At 58.6% G+C, this 11,914-nt stretch carries 10 protein-coding genes; 2 read left to right on the plus strand and 8 right to left on the minus strand.

Features of this window, described 5'->3' with window-relative positions; translation table 11 throughout:
- Positions 1–119: hypothetical protein (locus ACUNV4_RS13100; RefSeq protein ID WP_430879223.1), on the minus strand; the 119-nt coding region annotated here is incomplete at its 3' end.
- A 1,751-nt stretch (positions 120–1,870) separates the two neighbouring features.
- On the opposite strand from ACUNV4_RS13100, the gene ACUNV4_RS13105 reads away from it, so the two are divergent.
- Positions 1,871–2,161, plus strand: a complete 291-nt coding sequence (locus ACUNV4_RS13105) for a hypothetical protein (protein ID WP_430879010.1) — start codon at positions 1,871–1,873, stop codon at positions 2,159–2,161.
- Positions 2,162–2,233: 72 nt separating this feature from the next.
- Here the strand turns inward: ACUNV4_RS13105 and ACUNV4_RS13110 are convergent, their stop codons facing one another.
- On the minus strand, positions 2,234–2,845 hold the full coding sequence (locus ACUNV4_RS13110) for a hypothetical protein (protein ID WP_430879011.1): 612 nt from the start codon (positions 2,843–2,845) through the stop codon (positions 2,234–2,236).
- Between the two features lie 242 nt (positions 2,846–3,087).
- On the opposite strand from ACUNV4_RS13110, the gene ACUNV4_RS13115 reads away from it, so the two are divergent.
- Positions 3,088–4,839, plus strand: coding sequence for a hypothetical protein (locus tag ACUNV4_RS13115; RefSeq protein WP_430879012.1), 1,752 nt, complete (start codon positions 3,088–3,090; stop codon positions 4,837–4,839).
- Positions 4,840–5,521: 682 nt separating this feature from the next.
- On the opposite strand, the gene ACUNV4_RS13120 is transcribed toward ACUNV4_RS13115, so the two are convergent.
- From ACUNV4_RS13120 to ACUNV4_RS13145, 6 genes are all read right to left on the minus strand, one after another.
- A complete protein-coding gene (locus ACUNV4_RS13120) occupies positions 5,522–5,725 on the minus strand; it encodes a hypothetical protein (protein ID WP_430879013.1) in 204 nt (67 codons plus the stop codon).
- Between the two features lie 4 nt (positions 5,726–5,729).
- Complete coding sequence (locus ACUNV4_RS13125; RefSeq protein ID WP_430879014.1) at positions 5,730–7,076, minus strand: amidase; 1,347 nt, start codon at positions 7,074–7,076, stop codon at positions 5,730–5,732.
- Between the two features lie 18 nt (positions 7,077–7,094).
- Positions 7,095–8,513, minus strand: a complete 1,419-nt coding sequence (locus tag ACUNV4_RS13130) for a TRAP transporter large permease (protein WP_430879015.1) — start codon at positions 8,511–8,513, stop codon at positions 7,095–7,097.
- Positions 8,510–9,094: a TRAP transporter small permease subunit gene (locus ACUNV4_RS13135; RefSeq protein WP_430879016.1), complete on the minus strand. Its 585-nt coding sequence runs from the start codon at positions 9,092–9,094 to the stop codon at positions 8,510–8,512. The genes ACUNV4_RS13130 and ACUNV4_RS13135 overlap by 4 nt, the downstream gene beginning before the upstream one ends.
- 139 nt (positions 9,095–9,233) lie before the next feature.
- Entirely contained in the window at positions 9,234–10,370 is a 1,137-nt protein-coding gene (locus ACUNV4_RS13140) for a TRAP transporter substrate-binding protein (RefSeq protein WP_430879017.1), read from the minus strand.
- Positions 10,371–10,602: 232 nt separating this feature from the next.
- Positions 10,603–11,586: a threonine ammonia-lyase gene (locus tag ACUNV4_RS13145; protein WP_430879018.1), complete on the minus strand. Its 984-nt coding sequence runs from the start codon at positions 11,584–11,586 to the stop codon at positions 10,603–10,605.
- Positions 11,587–11,914 lie beyond the last annotated feature (328 nt).

Raw genomic sequence — 11,914 nt, forward strand, 5'->3', positions numbered from 1 at the left:
CTGCCGAAGCTGCCGAAGCTGCCGAAGCTGCCGAAGCTGCCGAAGCTGCCGAAGCTGCCGAAGCTGCCGAAGCTGCCGAAGCTGCCGCCAATGATGTGCTGCCCGATAACACGACGCAAGCCATCATCGAGCCCGAGCGCGTGGACGATGTAGCTACCGTAACCACTTTCCCAACGGTTGACACCAACAGTGCCACCCCGGTGAACATCGACGACGCACCCCAGCCAAACGCCGCAGAAGCTTTGGAAGAACCGGAAAGTGTGCCCGGCAACAGCGCGCAGGACATGCTGGTGCGCATCAAGAGCAGCTTTGCCGACATGAGCGGCATGAATCGTCTGATGACATTGGCAGCTGTTGCCTTGCCTCTGCTGTTGACAGGCTTCTGGCTGTTGATGCGGAATCGTGACAATGAATCGCAGGATGACTACCCGGCGCGTTCATACCCTCTTCGCGAACGTATCGCCTCCTCGGGCCATTCCCATTCATCATGGTCCGAACAGTTCGATGCGGACCCGGAGGGTGAAGCAACGACCATGCGCACGCAACGTGGCGACGCCCGTACAAGAGCCGCAGAAGAGCGCACACGACGTCGATTCAGCCAGGAGGCCGACGAATTGTTCGAGGTTGATCTGTCTGCCGTCAGGCCGACCCGAACGTCGGCACAGGCCAAGGCTGTTCCCGACACCCAGCTTCCCGACACAACATCGGGCGAGCAGCTCCCTGCTCGATCAGTGAAAAGGGTCAGCACGCGGCCATCCGATGCACAAAACGCACAAAACGCACAAAACGCACAAAACGTTAAAACAACCAATACATCAACCGAAAAACCAACTGATACAACTGCCAACACAACTGCCGAACAGCCTGATGCAAGACCACCGCAGCCGGTTCCGGAGACCACACCTGAACCGGAAATGACGACGGATACAGGCTCCGACCCGACTCTCGAAACCGAGACCTCGACAACATCCGATCAGGCTGCGGCAAGCAGCAACCCGCCAACACCCGAGTCGAACATCGACCTTTCTTCCGAAGCCCCTTCCCTGCCCTCGCCCGATCAGTCGATGGCAGAATCCCTATCCACCACAGCCGAAAACCCGCCATCGACGTCGGTGTCAGACCGGCCTACCGTCCAGACAACCGAAAGCACACTCAAGGCAGCCACCGAACGTGATGGCTATCTTGCCTGGTTGAGCGTTCAGGACGAAACTCGACAGCAGACACTGGCGGTCGAGTTCTTCATTTACTGGATGGCCTATGTCGATGAGCGGTTCGAGCCCAGTCTGCGACAGAGGATATTCCAGCAGAAGAATCCCAAGGATCATGATCTGATCAAACGCTGGGCACTCAAACAGGATGTGCATGCCTTTGCCGCCAATGTGCAGTGGGTACAGCAGAATCTGGATTCACGGCAGCATGAGCAGATCATCAGATTGCTGATGGCATTGCTGGTCAGCGAAAACGCACTGACACCGGCGCAGAACACGCTGCTTCGATTTCTGGCCGACGCCTTCGGCTTCGGACCCGACTGGCTGGCCAGATACTACGAATCCGCCTTCGGACAGCCATTACCCCGCTTGCCAAGACCCGACAAACCCCAATGGTGGCAGCAGCAATCGGCCGACAGTCTCAAACGCTGGGACGGTCGATCCGTGGCGCGTCAGACAGTGGACATCCAGTATCGCGTCAAACTGGGTCTGCCCTTTGGTATCGAGCTGGATGAAAAAGCGATTCTCGACAGCTATCACCGTGCCGCGAACCGCTGCAATCCGGAACATTTCGACCGACTCTCGCCACGAGTCCGCACCCTGGTCGAAAATCAACTGGAACGTTTCAGACAAGCCGCCGAATCACTGCTGGAGGTATCGGCATGAAAAATCTTCTGCAAAGAATCGGACTCCCGCGAAGAGCGTCGGAAGCCCAGATTACCGATGCCATTGCCGATGCCCTGGATGACGGCGGCGACAGGCAATCGGTGCTTGACGCCGAGATCGTGCTGACAAAAAGAACGACCCGTGCCTATTACGAACGTACCCATCTGCAATACGAAGCCATCAACGCCGCTGTTGACTGCCTGAAGGCGCCAATTGCGGTGGATTCTCATCATTGGCGAGAGCGGCTGGAAGAATTCGAAACAGACCGGGATCACGATCTGCTCTGACAGATTCCGACTGCTGGCCATCGGCGCGGGGAACCGCGCATCATCCAGGCAACTGCGCGCGTCGGCGCTGACTCAGTCTGATTCGGAAAGCTTGAACGGTTTCGGCGTGTGGGCCTGGCAACGCGACTCAACGGCCAGCACACTCAGACGTGAACCCAGTAGAGAGAACCTCACCGGCTCTGTCGCCGGATCATCTTCCTGTGTAATCAGGTCTTCAGCGATATCAGCCCGCTGAATCTGTAAACGGGATGAGCGATCCAGCAACAAGCGCATGTCCTGCTGTCCGTCATGGCCTGCCAGATAGGAATATTCGAGCGTCGACGAATCGCCATCGATCAAGGCCGGCATATCAAATGGCTCACCGTCAACCACTAGCCTCATCAGTTCCTGACCGGAAGCCGGTACAGGGCCCTGCTCAGGCAAAGTGATGCGCAGCAACGGTGTACACCCGAAGCGAGGGATGAATGTCACTTCAAGAACCGCCCCCTGCCTGTCACGGGAGTACGTGCGGGCACTGTATTCACTGAGAACGGATTGATCGCTCAGTGCCGTCTCGCTGAGAACGCCGTTCCAATCCTGAAAATCGGTGTCGACCAGAGGGGATGCCTGTACGTCAGCAGCACTGGCAGTCAAGGGTGCCAACACAACCGCAAGCCCCGCCAGAGCAGTCCAACGACTGTACATATCTACCTCTATGGAAACATCAATGCCGCAGTGTAGCTGCATTCGGCCGCATGACCACGGACAGATATGCACTTTAATCTGACTAAACAGTAATGGTCAAGGATCAAATCTGTTACAGGTTACGTTCTCTGGCACCTGTTACAAACATGCTGGATCTGCGGGTCAGTCAACACGGATCACTGAACAGGGCATTCATTTTGCTAACAGCTTCTCATTGATTCTGTCGTTTCCGGATACGCCCAATGATCCTGTACCTCTTCAAATACTGCTTGCCCCTACTGCTCGGCTACACCTTGTTCATCGGTCTGGCTGGGCGCATGAACCCGTTCACCAAACCAGAGTATCCGGAGGAGCGACCGTCCTGGTTTCTCGGTATCTGGACCGGTGTGACCGTTGCCCTGGTGCTCGGTGTGGGAATGCACATGGCCTACTCGATAACGCTGGAAAGCGCAAAGGCATTGCTCCCTTCCACAGCCTTTTTCATGGGTGTCTTGTCTCTGCCGGGGATTGCGGGGTATTCCCTGTATCGCAGGCATGTCTCGCGCGAACTGCGTGAGGCCTCGGTGGCGCCGGCAGCGGAACACCAAAGCCTGAAACAGCGCGTGACAGAGGATTATCCCTGGCGCGCGTACGAAGAGGCGTCCCGCGAGGCCGGTAACAGCGATGCGACACCCATACCATTCGCGACAGAGAACTCCGACCCGATTGGCGACCGGAACACGGAGGAAGAGCGACATGCCCCCATCGTCGCAACCTTCCTCGACTCGGCAGAACTGCAGGTATTGGACACCCATGAACACCCGGCAGCCAACGGCGAACCGGAGGAAGCCTTCGAAGCCTATCTCGGCCCCGACTTCGATCTCGACAACGAAACGTCGCTGAACGATTATCTTGACAACACCGTGTTCGAGGAATTTCATTATTCCGACCTGGATCTCGATGACACCCAGCTGGATGCAACCAGGCTGATCGACATGTCGGACATTGCCGGCGCGCAGATCTCCGATGCTGCCGACCACGAAGATGCCGAGCTCAGCCTGTTCGATGAAACGGCATTCGTGCAATCCGCCGAGTTTGCAGACTACGACGACGACCTCGAGACCGAGCCCGCCATTGCCGCCATGGATGCGAGCGACGATGAATTCGCGCTTGCAGAGGAAGCGTCTTCATCATTGCAGGACAGTCCGGTCGATGCATCACTGCCGCAGACTGACGTCAGTCCGACAGCCGACGATGCTGATGCCGAAGCACCGCTGGAGCACTTCGAACAACAGCAAGTCCAGGAGACTGCCGACGCGCACACGCCCGTCACCGGTAGCCACGCAACATCCCTCACCAGCCTCGACCTGAGCAAGCGCCTGTCCGAAGAACTGGCCGCGCATGAAGAGACTTCGCGACAACTGCGCATCACCCGCAAGGTCTTGGCCAGGCTGACCCCATCGGCGCAGGACAACGCGGCAACGCAGACTGCCGATGCCGAAGACAAGGACTCACTGATCAGACTCAAGGAGGAGCTGGCGGCCAGTCTTGCCACGCAGGCATCCACCCTGGCAGACGCGAACAGCGAGAAGGAAAGGCGGCTGCAGTCCGAGGAAGCCTGCGCTCACATGCGTCAGGAACTGATCCAGGCGAAACAGGATATCCGCCGCAGCTCGGCAGCTCGTGCCAAGGCGTTGAGTACGGCCAACAAGGCCATCGCCTTTGCTCGGCAAACCCTTCAGGTTCGCGCCTTGCTCGAAGAAGAGCTGCAGATGGTCAAGAACACCCTGTCCAAACGCCAGGATACGATCAGCAGCGTGATCAGGGAGCTGGAGAACGAAAAGGAAAGAACTCAGGAAGAAGTCGCCTGCATGGCGCGACAACTGGTCTCTCATGACCGACAGGCCATACTGCCGCGCACTGAGGAGACGCAGCACGATGAACTGGAGAAGAATCTACCAACAGCTGCCAATGACAAGATTGCGGAAATGCACCGGATCGGTCCCGAGCTGTAATCCCCTGATGTACTCCCCCTGCCCTGAACAGTCAGCTGTCACAGGGCAAGGGGCCTGGGTACAACACGTGTCAATCGACAGCAAGCTTTGATCTAGATACGAATCTGGCCTACTCTCTTGACTTCGACAGTATTCGAAACCTGGAGATCATTCGCACGTACACGACCGATGAGCGGCTCACGTTCACTGTAATGTGACCCGAAATCCCTTCGCGCTTCAAAGCTCTCCCTTGCTCGTCGCTGCATGCCCAACATGCACCACACAGCGAAAAGGTACACTCCCAGAAACGCCAGCAGAATGTGCACACCCTGCATGGTGAGAAGCGTCACTACCCCCGCAAATACAATCGTACAACACGCGATGATTCCCATGACTTGATAAGGACTCATGGCATCGCTCTTTATTATGACTTCAGTCCGAATATACTCGCCGATATCTAGCATGGCAAGGGTGTAACATTTGTGATTTCCCGGCGAATCCCTTGTTCGCTGAATGCGTGTGTGTTACTTCACGTTTCGCGGCTTGCACTCGACCAAAGACTCGGACGAACGAGGCGATTGCCCAGGCCTCCAGGCGTGAACGAACAGACCCGACAGGGAGTCGGGTCTCATGAAACCAGACGAATCGCGCGGCCTTGCGCTCCGCTTGCAAGACCGACTCTCAGGTCAGCCCCTCTCCTCTCTCAGTCGCCTGCAGACCGCTCCGCATCATCAGCGGTGGCTGACGACTTCCTGCGATGTTCGTGTATCAGGAAGTCATAGGCCACCAGCAAGAGTGTCGCCCCGATGATCAGCCCCAGATCGAGTCGCGGCACATAGACCACCAGAATCACCAGATAGGCCGTCAGTACAGCCAGCGCCAGCAATGCCATCAGCTTGTCAGTCATATCGCTATCCTCGGTTGGCGTCGGCAATCTGCGCTGCCAGCCAGCGCGCGGTTCGCAGCAGTCGCCCATCCTGATGTCGCCTGCCGACCAGCTGCACGCCCATCGGCAGACCCTGTTCGTTGTCGAATACCGGCAGGGTGATGCAGGGATTTCCACACAGCGTCCACAAGCCATTGAAAATGGAATTGCCGGTCGAGGCCAGTCCGGCAGGCGCAGCACCGGGCGCGGCCACTGTCAGGATGACATCACAGCGTTCGAACACCTCTTCCAGCCCGGCATTGAGTACCTGCGGAATATCCATCGCCGACAGATAGTCCCGCGCCGGTATGCGATTGCCTCGCTGCAAAGCGTCCTGCATCTGGCTTGAAAGCCGATCGACTCCGCGTGCTTCATAATGGTGGTAGTTTCTCGCCATCTCGGCAAGATTGATACGCTCTCGAACGCTGCTGGCTTCGGCAAACAGGCCGGCCAACGGCACCTCGAAACACTGTTCGCCCAGAAACTCGACAAGTTCCTCCAGCGCCTGCTGCATATCGGCATCCGCCTGATCCCAGAACGGGGTTTTCACGAAGGCAAAGGTCGGTGTGACCGGCACCTGGGCAGATGCGGTTTCCAGCAGTCGTGGAAACGGTGCCAGTGATGTCGCCGGATCGCCCTCATCGTGGCCGTACAGAACCTCGGCCAGCATCGCCGCATCCTCACTGGTTCGCGCAAACACGCCTATCGTGTCAAGCGATGGCGACTGTCGCAACACACCGCTGCGCGGTATGCAACCGAAGGTGGGTTTGAATCCGACAACGCCACAGAAGGCAGCAGGACGAATGATCGATCCTCCGGTCTGGGTACCCACAGCCAGCGGCACCATGCCGGCCGCCACCGCGGCCGCAGAACCGGAGGAAGAGCCGCCCGGCGTATGCTCGGGGTTGACCGGATTCCGCGTCTTGCCAGGCCCCAGATAAGCCAACTCCGCGCTGACCGTCTTGCCCATGACAAGAGCGCCCGCAGCCTTGAGCCGGGCCACGAGAAAGGCATCGCGTTCAGGCACCCTGCCCTCGTCCAGCACCGTGCCGTTCGCGGTGGGGATACGCGCCGTGTCGATGACGTCCTTCAAGGCCACCGGCAGACCGTGCAAGGGACCGATGGGCGCGCCCGACAGTCTGCGCTGATCCAACTGTCGCGCCTCGGCCAGTACCTGCTCGGCATCCAGCCAGGCCCAGGCCTGAACATCGGGCTCGCGCGCCGCGATCTGCTCGAGATACAGGCGTGCCAGCGCTTCGGCCGACGAGGCGCCACTGGCCAGCCGATCGCGCAGCTCCAGCGCGCTCACCTCATTCAATGCCTTGTTGTTCATCTGTACAGGAGTCACCGATCAGCCGCCGTAGAACAGTTCAGGCAGGTGGAAAACAATCTGAGGGAACTGGTACATCAACAGCATGCAGACGATGACCATGAACAGAAATGGCATGACGCCGCGGAAGATCTGCGTGAGCTGCAACTCCGGCGGTGCTATCCCCTTCAGATAATAGGCCGACATCGCCATCGGCGGCGTCAGGAACGAGGTCTGCAGATTGAGCGCCACCAGAATGCCGAAGAACAGGGGATCGATGCCGAACATGGGCAACAGCGGCAGAAAGATCGGCACAAAGATGATGATGATCTCGGACCACTCCAGCGGCCAGCCCAGCAGGAAGATGATGAGCTGCGCCAGCAGCAGGAACTGCAGCGGCGTCAGATCGAGGCTGGTCACGAACTCGGCGATCACCTGTTCTCCGCCAAGATAGGAAAAGACCGAGCTGAAGGTGTAGGAGCCGACAAACAGCCAGCACACCATGGCCGTGGTGCGCACCGTCAGGTAGACCGATTCACGCAGGCGCTGGAACGACATGGCGCGGTAGATGACCGCCAGCACCATGCCTCCCAGCGCGCCGATGGCTGCCGCCTCGGTTGGTGTCGCCAGACCGAAGAGAATCGAACCCAGCACGGAAAGGATCAGGACCGCCAGCGGAAAGAACGAGGTCAGCAGCATCATGAACAGCTTGCCTCTGGGCACATGTGGCACTTCTTCGAGTGTCGGCTTGGGTGCGGCGCCGGGCTGCAGCAGTGCGCGACCGACGATGTAGAGCAGATACAGTCCGACCAGCGTCAGGCCCGGCAGCAGGGCGGCCGCATACAGTCGCACGATGGACACGCCGGACGAGGCCGCGTAGACGATCAGCATGATCGATGGCGGTATCAGGATACCCAGGGTGCCACCGGCGCAGATGATGCCGGCCGCAAAGCTGGGGTTGTAGCGCGCCTTGAGCATCGCCGGCAGAGCCAGCAATCCCATCAGCGTCACCACGGCACCCACAATGCCCGTTGCGGTGGCAAATAGCGCACAGGTGATCAGCGCAGCCACCCCCATGGAGCCTGGCATGTTGCGCGAGGCAATGTTGAGTGTGCTGAACAGGCGACTGACAATGTTGGCCCGTTCCACCACATACCCCATGAACAGGAACAGCGGTACTGCCGTCAGCACCTCGTTGGACATGACCGTGTAGGTCTGATTGATGAAGAGATCGAAGATCCGGTTGTTGAACAGCCCCTCGATCCACAGCGATATCTGATCCGACAGGGCAGCGTCTTCGGCCAGACGGTTGAATCCACGCCACATGCGACCCGCGTCGAAATAGGCGTAATAGCCGAAACCGATGCCCATGGCCATCAGCGTGAAGGCAATGGGAAATCCGAGAAATACCAGGCCGATGAACAGCCCCAGCATCATGAGTGCAATTTGCGGTTCAGTCATGGGTGTGCATCCTTCTCGGCCTTGGCAGCTTCGGCCATCAACAGGTCTTCGGTCTCGACAACGTCTTCTTCTGCCGTGCGCCAATAGCCTTCGCGGATGCACAGAATGCAACGAAAGACCTGGGCTACGCCCTGTATGAACAACAGGATGCCGGCCAGCACGAGGATGCTCTTGAACTGGAAGATGGGAATGCCGGCCGGGCTGTTGACGCTGACTTCGGTGTAGCCCCACGAACGTGAGGAATACTTCCATCCGGAGAGCACCAGGGCGGTGATGCCGGGAAAGAAAAACAGGATATACAGCAGCAGGTCGACCTTGGCCTGAGTCTGTGGCTTCCACAGGCGATACAGGAAATCGCCTCTTACATGACCGTTGCGTGACAGCGTGTAGGCCCCGCCCACCATGAACAGCGTGCCATACATGATGTAGGAGACATCCAGCGACCATGGCGTCGGCGAATTGAAGACATAACGCACCAGCACCTCGTAGCTGACCCCGAAGGTCATCAGCACAATGAGCCAGGCGAAGGCCTTGCCGAACCAGGCGGACAACTTGTCTGCAAACGTGATGAATCCGATCATGATCACTCTTGTCGATTCAGTGAAAACGAAGGCATCGGGCAAGCAATGCTTTGCCCGCCAATCATCGGGAGCGACACTCGTCGCTCCCGAACACGGCCAGTGTTCGCCGGCAACCGACCGGTAACCGGCGACGAGTGAACTACAGTTTCAGTTTTCCGGGGAAATAATGATCGTAGGCCAGACCGTAGTCCGGTGAATTCATCAGTTCGTAGTAGGTCACACGCTCTACCCAGGCACGCTGGCTGTCCAGCACCTTCTTCATGAAGGCATCCTTTTCCAGTTCCGGAATCAGCGCATCCCAGGCACTGATCTGGGCATCCAGAATATCCTTGGAGGTGCGATGTACCGTAACGCCTTCCTCTTCCTGCAAGGATTTGAGGTCGGCCGAATAGTTGTCCATGGCACTGGCCGTATTGGCGGTGGATGCCGCTTCCACCCCATGTTTCAGGATGGCCTGCAGATCGGGCTCCAGGTCTTCGAAGAAATCCCGGTTGAAGATGAACTCGAACGACTCGGAAGCCTGATGGTAGGAAGACAGGTAGTAGTTCTTCGCCACATCCTGCGCACCGAACCGTTTATCGGAGGAAGGATTGTTGAACTCGAAGGCATCGATGACGCCACGTTCCATGGCCGGCACGATTTCTCCACCGGGCAGCTGGGCCACGGACATGCCCATCGATTGCAGCAGATCGGCTGCCAGACCAACCGTGCGGTACTTGAGGCCATCGACATCGGCAACGGTATTGACCTCCTCCTTGAACCAGCCGAAGGGCTGCGCGAACATCGGAAAGCCCAGATAACCGATGACATTCATGCCCAGGATGTCCTGAGTCAGCTCACGATAGAACTCCTGACCGCCACCGGCATAGAACCACGACAGCATGGTGGTGGCCGAGCCCCCGAATACCGGCCCGGTACCAAACAGGGAGGCAGCCTTGGATTTGCCGTACCAGTACACGGGCACCGAATGGGCGGCATCGATGATGCCGTCGTTGCAGGCATCGATCACCTGAAAGGCCGCGACCACAGCGCCTGCGGGCAGCAGATCGACCTTCAGGCGCCCACCCGACATGGCTTCGACGCGTTCGGTGTACTGGCGGGCAAAGTCCATCCAGATATCCGATGCCGGCCATGAAGTCTGCATCTTGACCACCAGTGGTGCCTGCCCGATGACAGCAGGAGCTGCAAAGGTGCCTGCCGCAGCAACCGTGCCGACAGCCGCGCCTTTTTTCAAGAACGAGCGCCGCGTGGCGCCTTCCTCTTTTTTCACGTCCATAACGATGTGTCTCCAAATGACAAGGTTTCGTCGGCCAGCGAAGTACGATCGGATCGCGAATCAGTGACCGGTGGTGTAAGCCACGGAATGAGACTCTTATTATTTCTGTTGAATCATGACGTCTATTCCCTCAGCTCGAAAGATAGTACATCCGTTAACTGACAGGAACAACTCGGGAAATCCTCAGGAGCGCAATCGGTCTCTGGCACGTATGCCCCAATGGGTCAGCAGATCACTGCTGAAGCATGTGCCGCTGGTAGGTTTCGAAGTCGATATTGCTGCCGCAGGCGATCAGGGCCACACGCCGGCCGGACAACTCTTCAGCCAGTGGACCACGCAGGGCGGCCAGTGCCGCGGCACAGGCCGGCTCGGCTGCCAGCTTCATGTCGTTGAACAGGATGCGCATGCCCTGCCGCAACTCGTCGTCGGAGACGCTGACCACACGATGCACGTATTGCTGAATCACCGAGAAGGTGAACGGTGCGTGCATCGGAGCCCCGAGACTGTCAGCGATGGTATCCACCTCGATCTGCGGCAGTGCCTGCCCTGCTCGCAGAGACTGTTGCATGCCATCAGCGCCTTGCGGCTCCACCCCATAGACCTTGCAATCCGGCTGACAGTGATGAATGGCCGCCGCAATGCCCGAAATCAGGCCTCCGCCCCCGACCGGAACGATGACCGCATCCAGACCGGGCACATCATCACTGAGTTCCAGACCTGCAGTGGCACAACCTTCCACGGTCCGCGGCCCCTCGAAGGGGTGTACCAGGACACGCCCCTCCTCCTGCCGGATCTGCTCGACCAGGGCATACAGATCACTGATCGTATCGCCGAATACCAGCTCGGCTCCCAGAGCCCGAACGCGCTCGACTCGCACAGGATTGGCCGTTCGCGGCATGACCACCTTGGCCGTGGTTCCCAGTCGGGCGGCAGCATAGGCCGTGGCAATCGCATGATTGCCCGCCGAGAAAGCCGTGACACCGGGATGAGGTCCGGGCCCTTCATGCTCGGCCAGAATCTGCATGATCGTGTTGATGGCGCCACGAGGCTTGAAGCTCCCGGTGCGCTGCAACAGCTCGAGCTTGACGAAGCACTCACCGCTGGCATCACTCGGTGCAGGCCAGCTGACAGTCGGCGTGCGCAGCACATGAGCCCCGATCCGCTCGGCCACCTCACGCAAGCCCTGCTCTCCCCTCACCCCCGCAAAATCCGACATCCCACCCATCCAGTATCAATAACAGGCGCGCACGATACCAGACACCCATGAATCATCGCACCACGAATGCCCCCCATCCCCTTCCCCGGTGAGACCAGACACCCATATACCAAGACCAGACACCCACACACCGAAGACCAGACACCCACGAACACGCCAACTCCACACCACACCAGACACCCATATACGCCTCTCCCGCAACATACCCGTCACCCACTATTCATACCTATCCCCTACTCTGTCGCCCCCCGCACCGCTGACGGCAAGCCATGAGTTTTTCTGCCGCATTCGTCAACCAAGCGGCCCCATTCCTCGGCCAAAGTCAGGA

Source organism: Granulosicoccus sp. 3-233 (assembly GCF_052681095.1).

What these genes read in the sequence shown, in the direction of transcription:
- ACUNV4_RS13135 (WP_430879016.1), bottom strand. Translation starts at nt 9,094, where the DNA reads ATGATCGGATTCATCACGTTTGCAGACAAGTTGTCCGCCTGGTTCGGC.
- ACUNV4_RS13115 (WP_430879012.1), top strand. Translation starts at nt 3,088, where the DNA reads ATGATCCTGTACCTCTTCAAATACTGCTTGCCCCTACTGCTCGGCTAC.
- ACUNV4_RS13125 (WP_430879014.1), bottom strand. Translation starts at nt 7,076, where the DNA reads ATGAACAACAAGGCATTGAATGAGGTGAGCGCGCTGGAGCTGCGCGAT.
- ACUNV4_RS13130 (WP_430879015.1), bottom strand. Translation starts at nt 8,513, where the DNA reads ATGACTGAACCGCAAATTGCACTCATGATGCTGGGGCTGTTCATCGGC.
- ACUNV4_RS13105 (WP_430879010.1), top strand. Translation starts at nt 1,871, where the DNA reads ATGAAAAATCTTCTGCAAAGAATCGGACTCCCGCGAAGAGCGTCGGAA.
- ACUNV4_RS13110 (WP_430879011.1), bottom strand. Translation starts at nt 2,845, where the DNA reads ATGTACAGTCGTTGGACTGCTCTGGCGGGGCTTGCGGTTGTGTTGGCA.
- ACUNV4_RS13145 (WP_430879018.1), bottom strand. Translation starts at nt 11,586, where the DNA reads ATGTCGGATTTTGCGGGGGTGAGGGGAGAGCAGGGCTTGCGTGAGGTG.
- ACUNV4_RS13140 (WP_430879017.1), bottom strand. Translation starts at nt 10,370, where the DNA reads ATGGACGTGAAAAAAGAGGAAGGCGCCACGCGGCGCTCGTTCTTGAAA.
- ACUNV4_RS13120 (WP_430879013.1), bottom strand. Translation starts at nt 5,725, where the DNA reads ATGACTGACAAGCTGATGGCATTGCTGGCGCTGGCTGTACTGACGGCC.